Here is a 16480-nt window from a genome sequence, read left to right on the forward strand (position 1 = left end):
CGACCCGGGGTCAGGGTTCCGTGGTGGATTCCCAGTGCCAGAGGATCTCGGTCAACCGGTCCACGCCCGCCGCCAGGTGCCGGCGGTAGGTGCTCATCGGCAGGCGCAGCAGGTCCGCCGCGGCCTGCTGCGTCCCGGCCGGCCGCAGATAGGTGTGGTGCAGCGCCCGGTGCGCCGGCCGGTCCCGGGGCGGGCCGGCCAGGCTTCCCGCCGCCTCCTCGACGAGTGCGCGCAGCCCCTCCGCCGTACGCCCGGCCCGGGCGCGGTCGAGGAGCCGCCCGGCGAGCAGCGGGTTCGTCGCCAGGCGGTCGGGGCGGCCGAGATCCCGCAGGGCGGCGCGGACCGCGGCGGCGAAGGCGGCCCGGTCCGGTGGGCCGGGCGCCGCCGGAGCCTCCGCGGTGCCCGGCCCGCCGGACGTCTCCCGGGCGGCGAGCCGGCTCAGCCAGGCCAGCCGGGGCGTACGGCGCCAGTCGTGGCCGAACCCGGCGAAGCGGTGGCCGTCCACGGTGAAGTCCGCGTCCTCGGCGCGGGGGAAACCGGCGTACTCGCACATGGGTGCCCACAGGTCCGGATCGGCGTGGTAGATCAGCGAGTAGCCGAGACCCGGGGTCACCAGGAAGTGGCGTACGGCGTGCAGCGCGATGAGCGCCTGCACGGGGGAGGGCTGCTGGTACGCCTCGGCGTCGAGCCAGAAGCGCAGCAGCGAGACCGCCTCGCCGGCGGCGGGTGCGGCCCGGCGCCACGCCGCCACGGCCGCCGGGTCCCGGGGGCCGGGCGCGTGCAGGGTCAGGAGTACGGCCAGGCCCACCGTGGTGTCCCGCGCGTCGACGACCGCGTGCACCGCCTCCGGCTGGCCGGCGCACCAGTGGTCGAACAGCTCCGCCGAGGCGGTGCCCTCGTGTCGCCGTACCATCTCGCGCAGTGCCGGCCATCGGTGCGTGGCCGCGGGCACCACCCGCAGCTCACCGCTCGGCCGCTGGCGCAGGAACGCCCCGATCACCGGGTTCTCGCGGTGCAGGAAGGCGAAGTCCAGCAGGATCCGGCGCTGCTCGTCGGGGCCCGCGCCGGCGAACCGGTGCCGGTAGTAGCCGCCGGCCCGATGGTGCACGGCGGCGTGCAGTTCCGGGTGCCGCCACCGCAGGTCCCGGGCGACCACCTCGCGGGCGAGGTCGTGCAGGACCAGGCCGTACGGACCGGCGGACATGATCGACAGCCCGCGCAGCCACTCGAACTGCTCGTGCGCCTCCGGCAGGTCCAGCAGCGCGGCGAGCAGCGGCTCGGTCGCCACGGCGACCTGCGACACCGCGTCGAGGGCCAGCCGATGCGCCGGGCCCGGAATGGCGTCGAGAAGCGCGGCCAGCAGCGTGGACACCACCTCCGGGCCGCCGGCCGGCGCGGCGGGCCGGTGCCGCGGGGCGCGGACGTCGGCGATCAGCGCCAGCGCGAGAGGATGGCCGTGCGTGAAGGCGAGCGCGTCGGCGTGCGCCGCGGCGGGTACGCCCCGCCGGGTCAGCAGCAGCGCGCTCTCCGCCGGGTCGAGGTTCGTCAGCGGCATCGGGTGCAGCACACTCGACCAGCCCGGGTCGGCGCGATACCGCACCGGCGGCCCGGCCCGGGTGGCCACCGCGACCACGGCGTCGGCGGGCAGCGCCGCCAGCAGCTCGGTCTCGACCTCCTCGTCGGCCAGCACCACGAGGCGGTCGCCCTCGGGCACGCGCTCGTCGAGCCAGACGACCGTGCGTCCGGCGTTCCCGGCGAGGTCCGCGAACCGGTGCAGCAGCGAGGTCTTGCCCACCCCGCCGGGGCCCGATATCCAGACCAGGGCGCCGTCGTCGCCGGTCAGGAGCCGCGCGAACCCGGCGAGTTCGGCCGCGCGGCCGACGAAGTCCCGCCGCCGCGCGCCGGCCACCCGTTCGGCGAACCGCGTGCTCATGAGGCCAGTCTCGCCCCTCACGCGCCCGCGCGTCGGCGGAAGCGCGACGACTGTCCGCTTGCCTGCTCGCGCGAGCCCGACGACCACCTGAGCCGCGGCCGGGGTGGGCAGGGTGAGAGGGAAGTGGGTGGTGAATGGTCTTTTTTATGGAAATGTCGCGCGCCTAGCGTCGGCGGGGTCAGGAAGTTCAGCCTCACCGAGGAGCCAATCATGATCCGCACCACGACCCACCGCCCGCTCGCCCGCCGCGTGCGCTTCGCCGCACTCGCCACGGCCTTCGCCGGCGTCGCCCTGGTCGCCGCGCCGCAGGCGGCGTTTGCCTCCGCGCAGGGCTGGGGTGGCACCCTGCGCCCCGGCGAGCAGCATTGCCTCACCGCGAGTGACTACGCCTACTACCAGGTTCGCGCCGACGGGCAGGCCACCGCGTCCGGGGCCCGGTTCAAGGTCCTCCGCAACGGGTCCGTCGTGTTCGGCACGCCGAGTGGCACCATCGCCGGCTTCGCCTACGAGGGCCGCAGCTCGTACGGCACCTTCGCCGGTCCGGGCAGCTACACCGTGTGCGCCACCAACAACAACGCCACCAGAACCCTGGTGAACCTTCACATCTTCACAGACGCCGACCTGCCGTACTGACGTCCCCGCGCCCGTGCCGCCCGGGACTCCCCGGACGGCACAGGTCGGCCCGACGGAGGCGTCCCGCGCCCGTGCCGCCCGGGACTCCCCGGACGGCACCGGCCGGCCCGGCACAAGCGTTCCGCGCCCGTGCCGCCGGGCTCCCGGGACGGCCCGGCGCAGGCGTCCCCGCCCGTGCCGCCCGGGACTTCCCGGACGGCACGGGCCCGGTTCAGTGCAGGACGACCGGGGTGGCCGCGGGCTCGCCCGCTACGCCGTCGGTCAGCGGCGCCTGCTGGCGCCGGCGGGGCAGGAAGAACGCCGGGATGAACGTCACCACGACCAGGAAGAAGCCCACCCAGAACGTGGTGCCGAACGCGTTGGCGACGAACTCCAGGCCGCGCTGCAGGATGTTCTGATCCGGGAACTGCTGGGCCAGGGCCGGGTTCTGCTGCACCGCGATCGCCGCCCCGGCCTCGGAGACCGGCGCGCCGCTCGGGTCGGTGACGCCCGGAATGGCCGGGGAGTTGTTGAGCTTGCTGGTCAGGATGACCGACATCAGCGCCGAGCCGACCGAGCCGGCGATCTGCTGGAGGATGTTCAGCAGCGTCGAACCGCGGGCCACCTCGTGGTGCGTCAGCGTCTTCAGCGCCGAGGTCATGATCGGCATCATCGTGCCGCCCATGCCGAGGCCCATCACGAACAGCGCCCCGCACAGCAGCAGGTACGACGTGTCGGTGCCGACCTGGGTGAACGCGAAGAAGCCCGCCGCGATCAGCACCAGCGCGAACGGCACCGTACGCCCCACCGGGATCCGGTCGGCCAGCATGCCCGCGATCGGCATGGTGACCATCGCGCCGATGCCCTGCGGGGCCATCAGCAGGCCGGCGTGCAGCGTCGACTCACCGCGTACCTGAAGGAAGTAGCTGGGGAACAGCAGGCCGGCGCCCATGAACGCGACCATGAAGACCGCCATCGTGATGGAGGCGACCGACAGGTTGCGGTTGCGCAGCAGCCGCAGGTCGAGCAGCGGGTGCTTGGGCTTGAACGAGTAGAGGATGAAGCCGATCACCAGCAGGCCGCCGCCGAGCATCGGCAGCCACACCTTGGTGGCCGACATCGAACCGGTCTCGGGCAGCGACGACACGCCGAACAGGAACAGGGCGAGGCCGGGGGAGAGCATCAGCATGCCGAGGAAGTCGAAGGACTCCGACGGCTCCGGGTTGTCCTTCGCCAGCGCCCACTGCGCGTAGACCAGCGCGATCGCGCCGATCGGCAGGTTGATCAGGAAGATCCAGTGCCAGCTCGCGATGTCGATGAGCCAGCCGCCGAGGATCGGGCCGCCGATCGGGCCGAGCAGCATCGGGATGCCGAGCACCGCCATCAGCCGGCCGATCCGGTGCGGCCCGGAGGCGCGCGTCATGATCGTCATGCCGAGCGGCATCAGCATGCCGCCGCCGAGGCCCTGCAGCACCCGGTAGCCGATCAGCTGCCCGATCGAGTCGGCGGTGGCGCACAGCCCCGACCCGAGGGTGAACAGCAGCAGGGCGGCCATGTAGAGCCGCTTGGTGCCGAACCGGTCGGCGGCCCAGCCGGTGAGCGGAATCACAGTGGCCAGGGCCAGCGTGTAGCCGGTCATGGTCCAGGCGACCTCGGCGTACGAGGCGTCGAACGCGGTCTGGAAGGTGGGCAGCGCGACGCTCACCACGGTCACGTCGAGGATCGACATGATCGCGCCGAGGACGACCACCCCGGCGATCTTCAGTACGGCACCATCGAGCTTGTCCGAAGCTCCCACGGGTTGACTGCTCACAGCTAAATCTCCTGGTGGACCGGCGACTGGGCGCCGTTCGGCCACGCGCCGCACGGCACGCGGATCCCTGCCATTGTCAGGGCTGTCTGATCAGCTGTGGTCACGGTGGCGAGAACCCGGGCGGAACCGGCCCGCCCGGCGGTCGCATCCCGGCGCCGCCGTCACCGCCGTCCCCCGTCGACCGCCCACCACGACCACCTCCGCGCGCCACCCTGCCGCGTCCCCGGGACCTGCGCAAACAGTTTTGCCATAAGCGCAACGCCGCGGGAGCGACGCCGGCCTGCGGGCGGGTACGATCCGGAGCATGAGCGCAGAGGCTGTCGGCAGATCGATGCCACCGGTCGTGACGCTTGACGATCTGACCGCGATGATGGCCGCGGATGAACACCACCGGTACGAGATGAGCCCAGAGGGAGTCCTCTCCGTCATGCCGCCGCCGGGGTACGCCCATGCGATCATCGCGACCCGTCTCATGGTCTGGCTCGCCACCGGTGGCATCGCGCCGGAGCGGGTCGCCCAGGCCGTCGGTCTCCGCATTCAGGGGCCTGACGGCGGTGTCGGTGGGCGCATCCCGGATCTGATCGTGTGGGCCAAGGCTCAGGCGGACGGTGTCTGGCTGCCGGTCGCCGACGTCCTTCTGGTCGTCGAGATCGTCTCGCCGGGTTCCGAAGGCACCGACACCGTCACGAAGCGCCGTGAATACGCGGTCGCCGGCATCCCGCAGTACTGGACCGTCGACCAGGACCCGGCGCAGACCGTGACCATGTACCACCTCGATGGCGGGCACTACGACGTGCGGGCGACCATGCCGCTGGCCTGGCTGCTGAGCACCGCTCCCGCCGAGCACGACCTGGTGTGACCGCGGCCGGCGGCCCTGGCGTGGCTGCGGGCCGCGGCCGGGCGGTCAGGCGGGTTCGGGTTCCGGTTCGGTGCCGGGGATGCTGTCCGGGTCGTCCGGGCCCGGGAGCGGCTCGATCGGGGCCGGGGGCAGGGTCTCGGGGGTGTCCGGGGACAGTTCGCCCGGGTCGTCCGGGACCGGTTCGGCCGGGTCGATCGGCGGGTAGCTGTCGGGGTCGGGTCCGGGAAGCACCATGAAAGCGACAATGCCCACCCCCGCCCGCCGGCAATCATCGGGGCGGGGCGGCGGCCAGGGCGGCGGTCAGCAGGGCGTGCAGCTTGGCGGCCCGGCCCGGGTGGCGGTGCGAGACCCAGGCGACCCGGCCCCGGAGGTACGCGGCGAAGTCGGCGTGCTCGCGGTTGGCCGCCTCCGTGCCGTGGCGGGCGGCGTCGTGCAGGACGGCCCGGAGCCGGTCGTAGTCCTCGCGGGCCACGGCCGGGTGCTCGTTCACCACGAGGCCCGCGAGCTGCTGCCGGTCGCCGCGGCCGCGGATCCGGGTCTTGGCGGGGTGCACGCGGAAACCCTCGTCGGTCACCACCGCGGTCACCGCGGCGACGAGCCGGCCCGCCTCGCCGCGGCGGTGCAGGGCGCCCGAGAACGCCAGGTCGTCCGCGTAGCGGGTGTAGCGGACGCCGAAGCGGTCGGCCAGCCCGGTCAGCCGCCGGTCCAGCCGGTACGCGACCAGGTTCGCCAGCGCCGGTGACGTCGGCGCGCCCTGCGGCAGGTGCGGGCGGCGGAGCAGCGCCGCCCGGTGCCGGTCCGGCGACCGCCGCAGGACCGGGGCCGGGGTACGAGTGGTCGTCAGCGCGGTCAGCGTGGAAGGCGTCGGCGAGCGCCGTGGACACCCGTACCGGTGGGACAGCGTGCCCCGACGATGCCCGGTCGTGCCTGCGCTTTCCCGCGCGGAGCGCGGCGGCGCGCCGGCGATGCGCTGCGTGGCTCACTGTTTCGCCCCCGGGGGTGCCCCGGAGAGACCGTCGGTATACCGGCGGCCTGCTCGGGACACGCTGTCCACCGGAGGCCGAGTGTAGAGGGCCGGTGGTCCAAGCGGAGGCTCTCGATCCGCTTGAACCACCGACGTGCTTAGCGCTACCCGCTCACGGCCGGACTAATCACCCGGGAGAGAAGTGGCGGAAGAAGCTCCGTGAGGACGTCGACGCCGTCGGCGCTCAGCACGGATTCGGGGTGGAACTGGACGCCGGCGAAGCCGTCGCCACGCAGGGCGTGCACGCTGCCGTCGGGGTCGGCCGCGAGTTCGACGCCGGGCAGCGGCGCCGCCAGGGCGGTGAAGCTGGAGTAGAAGCCGACGCGTCTCGGCGTACCGAAGAGGTCGATGTCGCGGGCCACGCCCTGGTACGTGGCCTCGCGGCGGCGCAGCGGCAGGCCCAGGGTGGCGGCGAGGATCTGATGGCCGAGGCACACGCCCAGCAGCGGCCGGCGCCGGGCGAGCAGGCCGGACACCAGGCCGCGGAGCCGGACCATCTTGGCGTCGGCCGAGGCCGGGTCGCCGGGTCCCGGTCCCACGATCACCAGGTCGGACCCGGGTACGGCGGTGACGGTCCACGGCACCACGGTCACGGCGAGGCCCAGCGCCCGCAGCTGGTGGGCGAGCATCGCGGTGAAGGTGTCCTCGCCGTCGACCACCACCGCCGTACGGCCGTCGAGGGCCGGGACGGTCAGGGCGCCCGGGCGGCGCTGGTCCAGCCAGAACCGGGCGAGGCCGTCGTTGCGGGCGGCGAGGGCGGCGAGGATCTCGGGACCGTCGGGCTCCGGGCGTACGGTCGGGGTGTCGGACCGGGTGGCACCCAGCGCGGCCAGCACGCCCGCGGCCTTGGTGTGGGTCTCGGCGACCTCGCCCGCGGCGGTCGAGTGGCGCACCAGCGTGGCGCCGACCGGCACCCGCAGCTCGCCGGCGGGGGAGATCTCCGCAGTGCGGATGAGGATGGGCGCGTCGAGCGTCTGGCGGCCCTCGTCGTCGTGGCCGAGCAGGGCCAGCACCCCGGCGTAGTAGCCGCGTCCGCGCCGCTCGTGCCGGGCGATCACCCGGCAGGCGTTCTCCACCGGGCTGCCGGTCACCGTCGGCGCGAACATGGTCGCGCGCAGCACGTCGCGGACGTCGAGCGAGCCGCGCCCGGCCAGCAGGTACTCGGTGTGGGTGAGGTGCGCCATCCGCTTGAGGTACGGCCCCACGACCTGCCCGCCGTGCTCGGCGACCGCGGCCATCATCTTGAGCTCCTCGTCGAGCACCATGTAGAGCTCGTCGATCTCCTTGCGGTCGGCGAGGAACGCCGCCAGGTCGCGCTCGCCGTCGTGGCGGAACGTGCCGCTGATCGGGTTCATCATGGTGATGCCGTCGGCGACGCTGACGTGCCGTTCCGGGGTGGCGCCGACGAGCGTACGGGTGCCGGTGTGCACCAGGAACGTCCAGTACGCGCCGCGCTCACCGGTGAGCAGGTTGCGGAACGCCGCCCGGGCCGCGTCGACGGGATCGCCGCCGACGGTCGCCTCGAAGACCCGGTGGATGACGAAGTTGGCGCCCTCGCCGTGCCCGATCTCGTCGCGCAGCACGGTCTCGACGATGTCGCCGTACGCCTCGTCGCCGAGGTCGAAGCCCTGTCCGGTCAGGCGCAGCGGCGCGGCGGGCAGCGAGGCGACGAGTTCGTCGAGCGGCACCGTCTCGACCGAGCCGATCCGCAGGCATTCCAGCGGCGCGCCGTCGTCCACGCAGGCGAACCCCCGCTCGCTGAGCTGCCGGTACGGGATCAGCGCGAGGGTGCGCGGTCCGGGCCCGTCCGGGAGCGGGATGTCCGCGAGCCCGGGGACGGTGACCAGGTCACCGCGGAGGATCTCGGCGTGGCCGGCGCCGTCGCGGTGCAGCAGGGCGAAGGGTTCCATGGGTTCCTCGATCTCGGCTGGGGCCGCCGGACGAGGACCGGGCCATATGACGACGGCCGCCTCGTCGAGGCGGCCGCGGTGGTGGGTTACGCGCGGGTGGGTGTGGCCGCCGGGTCGGCGGGCCACCACATCAGTCGCGCGAGCATGGCGTGAGCCTACGGTCCGTCGCGGTAGCAGCGCCACCCCGTCGCGTCCGTGTCGTCGCGCAGCTCGGCCCAGGCGTTCGCGCCGTAGCGCCAGCGGCACATCGCGTCCATGTCGATCGGCACCGGGTCGCGGGCCACCCGGCCGCAGGCCCAGCCGCCGGCGGTCGACACGGCCAGGGTGAGGCGCCCGACGGTGGCCCGGCAGTACGAGGTGAGCAGCTGGGGGAGGGCGGCCGCGCCGGCGGGGCCGAGCAGCACCGGCGGTGCCCCGGAGGTGGGCGGCGGGGACGGGGAGGGCTTGCGGGCCCGGGCGACCGCTCGCAGCGGATGGCGTGCGGCTGACGGCGCCGGCGCGACGGCCACCGCGGGCGGCGGGATGGAGACGACCGGCAGCCGCACGGTGGCCTGCGGCGTGCCGGCGTCGTGTCGCAGCAGCAGCGGCACCGTGGCGGCCAGGGTCAGCAGCGCGGCGGCGACCACCACCCAGGGCCACCGGCGGTCGGTGACGGTCCGATGCTGAGACACGTCACTGAAGGTAATCGGAATTCGTCCGCCGCACGTCGGTCGTGACGGCGGCCCTGGGCAGCCGTTCAGGCGGTTCGAGGGCTACCCAGCCGGATTGAGTACGACTACTCACGGTCGCGGACCGGGAGCCCGGCAGACTTCTCCGGGTCGGACCACCCCCCAAGTACGGAGACCATCATGACCCAGCCGTCGCCTTCCGCCGTCAAGCCCACCGCCGCGTTCGTCGGCGCGTCGTGGACCGTCCTCCTGCTCGGCGTCGTGTCGTTCGCCGCCGGGCTGTGGAACGCCACGATGACCGCGAGCGAGAAGGGCTTCTACGGTGCCGTGCTCGTCCTCGGCCTGTTCGCCGCGGTGTCGCTGCAGAAGGCCGTACGGGACCGGACCGAGGGGCTGCCGGTGTCCGCGCTGTATCTGGGCCTGTCCTGGTCCGTGGTCGGCCTCGCCGCGATCATGCTGGCGGTCGGCCTGTGGAACAGCGGCATGGCGCTGAGCGAGAAGGGCTTCTACGGCCTGGCGTTCGCCATGACGATGTTCGCGGCCGTCGCGGTGCAGAAGAACGTGCGGGACATGATGCAGTACCGGGCGCCGTCCCACGTCGCCCCGGCGCCGGCCGCCTACGTCATCCGCTGACGCTAAGGCTTAGTACGCGCTGCGCACCGCCCGCCGGGCCCACTGCATGCGGCCGAGCGCGCAGTCGGGGTGCTCGCCGAACTCCTGGGCGACCAGCGCCGCGCAGCCGTGCTCGCCGAGCCGGCCGACCGCCGCGTCGACGGCGGCCCGGATCACCTCCGGCGTCGGCTGCTGCGAGCTCTGCAGGTCGGAGACGAACAGCGCCTCGGTACGGACGTCGTCGGGATCGAGCGCGGTCATCGGGTCCTCCTGCCGGTCGGTCGGGGCGGGTGCTGTGGTCCAGCACACCCGGGCGGGGCTGCAGCAGCGCTGCGCGGCAGTTGCCATGCGGTTGCGGCGAGCGACCGTCGCAGAGCGGACTAAACGGATATCGTGCTGGTGGAAGCGGATGCATGGGAGGAACGAACCGTGACGGTGGTCCTGGTCGCCGACGACGACGCGGACATCCGTGACCTCGTCGCGTTCAAGCTCGAGCAGGCCGGCCTCGAGGTGGTGGCCGTGGAGGACGGGCAGGCCGCCGTGGAGCAGGCCCGTACCCGGCGTCCCGCCCTCGCGGTGCTCGACGTCTCCATGCCGGGCCTGTCCGGGATCGACGTGTGCCGGATGCTGCGCGCGGACCCGGCCACCGCCGGAATGCTGATCATCATGCTGACCGCCCGGGTGCAGGAGCAGGACGTCGAGGGCGGCTTCAGCGCGGGCGCCGACGACTACGTCACGAAGCCGTTCAGCCCCCGCGAGCTCGTGACCCGCATACAGGCCCTGCTGAGCCGGGCCCGGGCCTGACGAGACCGGATGGCCACGCCCCGGGACCGGTCCGTCGGCCGTCTGCTCACCCGGGCGTTCGGCGCCCTCGTCGTGCTCATCGTGTCCTGCGGGGCCGCCGAGACGACCGCCCTGCTCATGCAGCACCGGGTGGTCGACGAGCTGAGCACCCACGTCCAGCCGCTGGAGCTGACCAACTCCGAACTGCGCAGCCTGCTCGCCGACGCGCAGCGCGGCCTGCGCGGATATCTGCTCACCGGTGACGGGCAGCTCCTGGACGCGTATCACGAGGCGCGCAGCGACTACGCGGTGGTCGGTGCGAGGCTGCGGGGGACCGCGAGCAGCCGGGAGTCGGGCGCCGTCGCGCGGCAGCTGGCCCGCGCGGATGCCTGGTGGGCGCTGGCCGAGGAGCAACGCCTGGCGGCGCCGCGCAGCGAGACGGCGGTCGGTTACGTGGCACAGGGCAAGCCGCTCTTCCAGGACTTCACCGCCGAGAACCGGGCCCTCGACGCCGAACTGGCCGCGCGGGCCGTCGACCTGCAAAAACGCAGCTCCCGGCTGAGCACGGTGACGACCGCCGTGGTGATCGTGCTGACCCTGCTGGCGGCGGTCACCGCGATCCTCGCCGCGGTCGTGTCCACCCGCCGGATCACCGGGCCGCTGGACCGGGTGGTGGCCATCATCGGCCGGCGGCGCTCCGGGGAGCTCGACATCCGCGCCGACGCGACCGACGGCCCCACCGAGATCCGGGCGGTGGCGCAGGCGGTCAACGAGATGGCCGAGGAGGGCGACCGCATCCGCGGGGGCGAGAAGCGCGACGCCGCCCGGCGCGCCGAGGTGCGCGAGCTCGGCTACCGCATCCGCGCGCACCTCAAGGTCGAGGAGGCGATCCAGGAGGCGGTGAGCGGCCTCGCCACGATCATCGGTGCCGACCACGTGCTGGTGCGGATGGCGCCGGGGCAGACCGAGGTGCCGGCCCTGGCCAGCCTGCGCGACGAGCACGTCGGCGGCGTACTGAAGGAACTGGCCGATTGTGACGTCTCCTGGCTGCGCAGCGGGGGTGTGTGGGCGTCCGGGGAGGACGCCCCGGACGACCGGGCGGCGCCGCCGGAGGCCGAGCTACTGGCGTGCGCGGCGGCCGGCGCCGGTCCCGCGCTCACCGTGGCCGTCAGCGGCGGCGACGAGTGCCTGGGCGCGCTCACCCTGATCCGCGACACCGGGCCCGCCTGGACCTCGGTCGAGATGCGGCTCGCCGAGTCGGTCGCCGCCGACCTCGGCCGCGGCGTGCACCACGCCCGCCTGTTCGAGCGCGAGCAGCACCTGGTCGCCCGCCTCCAGGAGCTGGACACGGCGAAGACGGACTTCATGTCGACCGTCTCGCACGAGCTGCGCACGCCGCTGACCAGCATCGCGGGCTACGTGGAGCTGCTGCTCGACGGGGAGGCCGGCGAGCTCGGGCCGCAGCAGAGGCGGATGCTGGAGGTGATCGGCCGCAACTCCCGGCGGCTGCGCGAGCTGATCGAGGACATGCTGATCCTCTCCAAGATCGAGTCCGGCGCGTTCCACCCGTCGCGCCGGCCGGTCGACCTCGTGGTCCTCGCCGAGCAGGCCGTCGCGGCCATCGCCCCGGCCGCGGCGAAGGGGCGGGTCGTGGTGCGTACCGAGGTGGAGCGGCCGTTGCTGCTCGACGCGGACCCGGACCAGCTCGACCGGGTCCTGATGAACCTGCTGTCCAACGCGGTCAAGTTCACCCCGGCCGACGGTGCGGTCACCCTCGCCGCCCACCGCGACGGCGACGAGGTGCGCCTGTCCGTCGCCGACACCGGCATGGGCATCCCGCCGGCCGAGCAGCAGTCGCTGTTCGCCCGCTTCTTCCGGGCCACCAACGCGATCCACCGCGCCATCCCCGGCACCGGCCTGGGCCTGGCGATCGTCCGCACGATCGTGGACAACCACGGCGGGCGCATCGCGGTCGACTCCACCGAGGGCGCCGGCACCACGGTCACCGTCCGGCTGCCGCTGCGGTAGGACCGCGACTACTGCCGGTACGTCTCCAGGAAGCGGCGCAGCCGGTCGGTGGCGTCGTCGAGCACGTCCACCGGTGCCAGGAAGACCATCCGGAGGTGGTCCGGGGTGGGCAGGTTGAACCCGGTGCCGTGGGAGAGCAGCATCAGCTGCTGCTCCAGCAGGTCGATGATGAGCCGCTGGTCGTCACGGATCTTGTGCACCGCCGGGTCGAGGCGGGCGAAGAGGTACAGCGCGCCCTCGGGCTTCACGCAGTCCACCCCGGGGATCTCGTTGATCTTGGCCCAGGCGTGGTTGCGCTGCTCGTAGAGGCGTCCGCCGGGACGGATCAGCGTGTTGATGCTCTGGAAGCCGCCGAGCGCGGTCTGCACCGCGTGCTGGGCGGGCACGTTCGGGCAGAGCCGCATGTTGGCCAGCAGCTGGAGGCCCTCCAGGTACTCGCTCGCGTGGGTGGTCGGGCCGCTGATCGCCAGCCAGCCGGACCGGAAGCCCGCCGCCCGGTACGTCTTCGACAGCCCGCCCATGGTCAGCACGAGCAGATCCGGCGCGAGCGAGGCCGCGCAGATGTGCCGGGCGCCGTCGTACAGGATCTTGTCGTAGATCTCGTCGGAGAGGACCAGCAGGTCGTGCCGGCGGGCGATCTCGAGCAGGCCCAGCAGCGTCTCCCGCGAGTACACCGCGCCGGTCGGGTTGTTCGGGTTGATGATCACCAGTGCCCGGGTGTTCGGGGTGATCTGCGCCGCCACATGCTCGAGGTCGGGCTGCCAGCCCTGCGCCTCGTCGCAGTCGTAGTGCACCGGCCGGCCGCCGCACAGCGTCACCGCGCCGGTCCAGAGCGGGTAGTCCGGGCTCGGCACCAGCACCTCGTCGCCCGTGTTGAGCAGCGCCTGGAGGCTCATGACGATGAGCTCGGAGACCCCGTTGCCGAGGAAGACGTCGTCCGGCTGCACGCTCTCGACGCCGAGGGTCTGGTAATACTGCGCCACCGCGACCCGGGCCGAGTAGATGCCGCGGGCGTCGCTGTAGCCCTCGGCCGAGGGCAGGTTGTGCACCATGTCCGCGACGATCGGCTCCGGCGTGTTCAGTCCCCAGGGCGCCGGGTTGCCCAGGTTGAGCTTGAGGATGCGGTGGCCCGCGTTCTCCAGCTCCTGCGCGCGCCGCAGCACCGGGCCGCGGATGTCGTACCGGACGTTCTTCAGCCTGCTCGCCTGGGACACCATACGAGCGAGCTTAGGCGTGAGCCGCGTCATGGGCGCCGGTCGCCCGCTCAGGTCACCGGCGTGCGACGCCGAACAAGGTCACCGTGCGAGGAAAACTCAGACACCTGATCCCGGCCGTCGCCGCGCTGGCCGGCTGCGGTGCCGCGTTCCTGTTCATGCAGCAGGTGACGACCGGGGCCTTCGACGCCCTGGAGGCGCGCCAGGTGGCCCAGGACGCCGACCGGATCCGGATGGGCCTGGACACCCAGGCCCGGCTGCTGACCGCCTTCGGCGCCACCAACGCGGTCTGGGACGACACCTTCACCGATCTCGCCCGCGCCGACGCGGCCGGCTTCGCCGAGGACTTCCCGCCGGACGCCGACGAGGGCGCGGACAACGTCGACGGCATCCTCGGCGTGGGCGCCGGCGGCCGGCTCGTGGCGGGCGGCCTCACCGGCGGCGCCACCTTCGCGGCGCCCCCGCCCCAGCTCGCCGACCCCGCCGTGCTGAGCCGCCTGTACGACCCCACGGGCGAGCCCGGCAGTGCCCGGTGCGGCATGGTGTCCGCCGGTGCGACGTACCTGTTCTGCGGCCTCCCCGTCTATCCGACCAGCGGCGAGGGTCGTTCCGCCGGCGGCTTCCTGCTGCTGCAACGGCTCTCCGCCGAGCGGCTGGCGCGGTTCAGCGAGGACATCAACCTGAGCACCGCCGTGGTGGCGCAACGGCGCAGCGCCGGCGTCGAGCAGGCGCCGGTCCGCAGCCTGGTGGGGGCGGTGGACGTGCGGACGACGGTGCTCAGCGCCGGCCGGATCGCCCTGAACGCGACCATCCCCACCGTCGACGGCCACGAACTGGTGCTCGAATCGGTACGTGCCCGCCCGATCCACGCCGCCGCCACGAGCACGGCCGGCAAGCTGTTCGCCTTCGTCGCGGTCGCCGCCGTGCTGATGGGCGTCCTGACCGCCTGGTCGGGCCGCCGTGCCGTACGCCGCCGGGTCCGCCCGCTGCGGCAGACCACCGAGCAGATCGTGGCCTCCGGCGACTACGAGCTGCGGGTCGCCTCCGCCGGTACGGACGACATCGCCGCCCTGGGCCGCACGATCGACACCATGCTGGACACCATCGGCAGCCGCGACCGCCTCCTGGCCGCCGAGCAGCAGCAGCGCCGGCTGGAGCTCCAGGAGAACCACGACCGGCAGACGGCCGCCGAGCGGGAGGCCCATCGTTCTACACTAGCGAAGGCTTGTCAGGCGGGGTCGGGGGCGAGGAGTTCGGTGCCGGGGTCCGGGGCCACCGCGGACGCCGGGATCGTGAACCAGAAGATGCTGCCGCCGCCCGGGTGGGGGTCCACGCCGATCTCGCCGCCGTGCAGGGTGACGATCCGGCGGCACAGGGCCAGGCCCAGGCCCGTGCCCGGGAAGCCCTCGGCGGACGGCGCCCGGTGGAACGGGGCGAAGATGCGGTCGCGGTGGTCCTCCGGTACGCCGATGCCGCGGTCCGCGACCTCGATGCGCCACCAGCCCGGGCCGTGCTCGCGGGCGTCGACGCTGATCCGGGCCGCGGTGCCGGGCCGGACGAAGCGGGCCGCGTTGTCGATCAGGTGGCCCAGCACCTCGCCGAGGAGGTCCGCGTCGGCCAGGACCGGTGGCAGGTCGCCGACCTCGATGCCCGGGCGGCGGCCCTCGAGCCCGTCGAGGCGGTCGGCGACCACGCCGAGGGTCAGGGTGGTCGCGTCGACCGCCTGGGGCCTGGGCGCGGCGCCGGCCGCCGACGAGTAGGTGATCAGCCCGTCGACCAGCGTCAGCATGCCCCGGGTACGCCGGCCGATGCGCTCCAGGAAGCCCCGGGAGACGTCGTCGAGCTGCGGACCGGCGTCCTCGAGGAGCAGGTCGGCGAACCCGGCGACGCTCTGCAGCGGGGTCTGGAGGTGTTCCCCGGCGGCGGCGGTGAAGCCGGCCAGTTCGGTCTCGCGTTCCCGGAGCGCCTGTTCGGCGGCGGCGGCCCGCTCCTGGGCGGCCCGGCGGGTGGCGGCGTCGCGGCGGCTGCGGGCAGCGGCCCGGTTGCGGCCGGCCCCGGCGGCGAGGACCGCGGCGGCGAGCGTGAGGCTGAGCACCGTCGCACCCAGCATCGCCAGCGGGGCGGCGGCGTCGAGCGCCGGCCCGATCAGCGCGGTGGACGGGCGTACGGCGACCTGCCACGACCGCCCGGCGAAGGCGAGCTCGGCGGTGCCCTGCCGGTCGCCGGGGGTGGCGCCGGGTTCGGACCACCGGGCGACCTCGTGGGCCACGCCGTCGGCGGAGGACGCGGTCAGCACGGTGGTGACGCCGGTGACGCCGGCGCCGCGGAGGGATTCGCGGAGCAGGACGGGCGCGCGTACGGCGACGACGACCCAGCCGCGGAAGGTGGCGCCGCGGACGGGGGCGACGACGTCGAACGCCGCGCCGCGCTGCGCCGGGGGCAGGTCGAGGTCGGCGGGGAGGACGTGCGGCGGGCCGGCGACGACGCGTCCGCCGGTCCGGGCGATCTCGAGCGTACGGGCGAGCCCGAGCGGCGGGTCGAGCGTCGCCCGCGGGGGCGGGGTGCTGCCGTCGAGGCTGTGCTGAGCGAGGATCCGGCCGCCGGCGTCGGACACCACGACCCGGTGCGCGCCGGGGAGCCGGTCGCCGGTGAGCCCCGCCACGAGGGGGGAGAGGGGCTCGGTGGTGGTGGCCGCCGCGGACAGGTCGTGGAGGGTGTCGGCGTACCGCTGGAAGGTGGCGGCGAGGGCGTCGCGGACGGTGGCCGTACGCGCGGTCAGTGCCGTGGTGGTGGCGTCGCGCTCGGCCGCGGCGAGGCCCGCGGTGGCGGCGCCGCCGGTGCCCAGCCCGAGGGCGAGGGTCACGGCGGCGAGGGCGGCGCCGCGGCGGCCGGCCCCCGCGAACCACCTGGTCACATTCACGCCGCCCCTATCGGGTGGGCCCCCGGGCGGGTTGAGTGCTCGGCCAACCGGTTGCGGCTTTGCTCCCCGTTCCCGGGAGCGTTGCTCACATAACGGATATGTTG

General features: G+C 74.0%; 14 protein-coding genes and 1 pseudogene. 6 read left to right on the top strand and 9 right to left on the bottom strand.

What is annotated here, in order from left to right; genetic code table 11:
* Positions 1–10: 10 nt before the first annotated feature.
* Complete coding sequence (locus CLV70_RS30225) at positions 11–1933, bottom strand: ATP-binding protein (RefSeq protein ID WP_106130026.1); 1923 nt, start codon at positions 1931–1933, stop codon at positions 11–13.
* Between the two features lie 210 nt (positions 1934–2143).
* Here CLV70_RS30225 and CLV70_RS30230 point away from each other — a divergent pair, with 210 nt between their 5' ends.
* Complete coding sequence (locus tag CLV70_RS30230; RefSeq protein WP_106130027.1) at positions 2144–2566, top strand: hypothetical protein; 423 nt, start codon at positions 2144–2146, stop codon at positions 2564–2566.
* Between the two features lie 211 nt (positions 2567–2777).
* On the opposite strand, the gene CLV70_RS30235 is transcribed toward CLV70_RS30230, so the two are convergent.
* A complete protein-coding gene (locus tag CLV70_RS30235) occupies positions 2778–4358 on the bottom strand; it encodes a DHA2 family efflux MFS transporter permease subunit (protein ID WP_106130028.1) in 1581 nt (526 codons plus the stop codon).
* A gap of 304 nt (positions 4359–4662) precedes the next feature.
* On the opposite strand from CLV70_RS30235, the gene CLV70_RS30240 reads away from it, so the two are divergent.
* Positions 4663–5217 carry a Uma2 family endonuclease gene (locus CLV70_RS30240; RefSeq protein WP_245908549.1) on the top strand — a complete coding sequence of 185 codons (555 nt, stop codon included), beginning with the start codon at positions 4663–4665 and terminating at the stop codon, positions 5215–5217.
* A 45-nt stretch (positions 5218–5262) separates the two neighbouring features.
* Here CLV70_RS30240 and CLV70_RS30245 read toward each other — a convergent pair whose 3' ends face one another.
* The 4 genes from CLV70_RS30245 to CLV70_RS30265 all read right to left on the bottom strand — a co-directional run bounded on the left by CLV70_RS30245 (position 5263) and on the right by CLV70_RS30265 (position 8822).
* Positions 5263–5451, bottom strand: coding sequence for a hypothetical protein (locus tag CLV70_RS30245; protein WP_106130030.1), 189 nt, complete (start codon positions 5449–5451; stop codon positions 5263–5265).
* A 34-nt stretch (positions 5452–5485) separates the two neighbouring features.
* A complete protein-coding gene (locus CLV70_RS41820; protein ID WP_106130031.1) occupies positions 5486–6184 on the bottom strand; it encodes a reverse transcriptase domain-containing protein in 699 nt (232 codons plus the stop codon).
* 161 nt (positions 6185–6345) lie between these two features.
* Positions 6346–8151, bottom strand: coding sequence for an anthranilate synthase family protein (locus CLV70_RS30255; RefSeq protein WP_106130032.1), 1806 nt, complete (start codon positions 8149–8151; stop codon positions 6346–6348).
* 155 nt (positions 8152–8306) lie between these two features.
* Positions 8307–8822: a hypothetical protein gene (locus tag CLV70_RS30265; protein ID WP_106130034.1), complete on the bottom strand. Its 516-nt coding sequence runs from the start codon at positions 8820–8822 to the stop codon at positions 8307–8309.
* Between the two features lie 177 nt (positions 8823–8999).
* Here CLV70_RS30265 and yiaA point away from each other — a divergent pair, with 177 nt between their 5' ends.
* Complete coding sequence (gene yiaA / locus CLV70_RS30270; RefSeq protein WP_106130035.1) at positions 9000–9452, top strand: inner membrane protein YiaA; 453 nt, start codon at positions 9000–9002, stop codon at positions 9450–9452.
* Positions 9453–9461: 9 nt separating this feature from the next.
* Here yiaA and CLV70_RS30275 read toward each other — a convergent pair whose 3' ends face one another.
* Positions 9462–9692: a hypothetical protein gene (locus CLV70_RS30275; protein WP_106130036.1), complete on the bottom strand. Its 231-nt coding sequence runs from the start codon at positions 9690–9692 to the stop codon at positions 9462–9464.
* A 168-nt stretch (positions 9693–9860) separates the two neighbouring features.
* Between CLV70_RS30275 and CLV70_RS30280 the strand changes: the two genes are divergently transcribed.
* Positions 9861–10235 (top strand): response regulator transcription factor, encoded by a 375-nt coding sequence (locus CLV70_RS30280; protein WP_106130037.1) that lies wholly within the window; start codon positions 9861–9863, stop codon positions 10233–10235.
* A 9-nt stretch (positions 10236–10244) separates the two neighbouring features.
* The gene (locus tag CLV70_RS30285; RefSeq protein ID WP_106130038.1) at positions 10245–12242 is read left to right on the top strand and encodes an ATP-binding protein; all 1998 of its coding nucleotides are present in this window, start codon (positions 10245–10247) and stop codon (positions 12240–12242) included.
* 8 nt (positions 12243–12250) lie between these two features.
* Here the strand turns inward: CLV70_RS30285 and CLV70_RS30290 are convergent, their stop codons facing one another.
* A complete protein-coding gene (locus CLV70_RS30290; protein WP_106130039.1) occupies positions 12251–13459 on the bottom strand; it encodes a pyridoxal phosphate-dependent aminotransferase in 1209 nt (402 codons plus the stop codon).
* 230 nt (positions 13460–13689) lie between these two features.
* On the opposite strand from CLV70_RS30290, the pseudogene CLV70_RS42155 reads away from it, so the two are divergent.
* A pseudogene (locus tag CLV70_RS42155) lies at positions 13690–14502 on the top strand (CHASE4 domain-containing protein); the annotation flags it as partial.
* Between the two features lie 182 nt (positions 14503–14684).
* Here CLV70_RS42155 and CLV70_RS41345 read toward each other — a convergent pair.
* On the bottom strand, positions 14685–16376 hold the full coding sequence (locus tag CLV70_RS41345) for a sensor histidine kinase (RefSeq protein ID WP_158277852.1): 1692 nt from the start codon (positions 16374–16376) through the stop codon (positions 14685–14687).
* Positions 16377–16480 lie beyond the last annotated feature (104 nt).

This window comes from Pseudosporangium ferrugineum (assembly GCF_003002065.1).
GTDB classification, from domain to species: Bacteria; Actinomycetota; Actinomycetes; order Mycobacteriales; family Micromonosporaceae; genus Actinoplanes; species Actinoplanes ferrugineus_A.

Bases quoted from the DNA above. Each gene is read 5' to 3' on its own strand.
- CLV70_RS30275 (WP_106130036.1), bottom strand. From the start codon at position 9,692: ATGACCGCGCTCGATCCCGACGACGTCCGTACCGAGGCGCTGTTCGTC.
- CLV70_RS30285 (WP_106130038.1), top strand. From the start codon at position 10,245: ATGGCCACGCCCCGGGACCGGTCCGTCGGCCGTCTGCTCACCCGGGCG.
- CLV70_RS30290 (WP_106130039.1), bottom strand. From the start codon at position 13,459: ATGGTGTCCCAGGCGAGCAGGCTGAAGAACGTCCGGTACGACATCCGC.
- CLV70_RS30255 (WP_106130032.1), bottom strand. From the start codon at position 8,151: ATGGAACCCTTCGCCCTGCTGCACCGCGACGGCGCCGGCCACGCCGAG.
- yiaA (WP_106130035.1), top strand. From the start codon at position 9,000: ATGACCCAGCCGTCGCCTTCCGCCGTCAAGCCCACCGCCGCGTTCGTC.
- CLV70_RS30230 (WP_106130027.1), top strand. From the start codon at position 2,144: ATGATCCGCACCACGACCCACCGCCCGCTCGCCCGCCGCGTGCGCTTC.
- CLV70_RS30245 (WP_106130030.1), bottom strand. From the start codon at position 5,451: ATGGTGCTTCCCGGACCCGACCCCGACAGCTACCCGCCGATCGACCCG.
- CLV70_RS30240 (WP_245908549.1), top strand. From the start codon at position 4,663: ATGAGCGCAGAGGCTGTCGGCAGATCGATGCCACCGGTCGTGACGCTT.
- CLV70_RS30225 (WP_106130026.1), bottom strand. From the start codon at position 1,933: ATGAGCACGCGGTTCGCCGAACGGGTGGCCGGCGCGCGGCGGCGGGAC.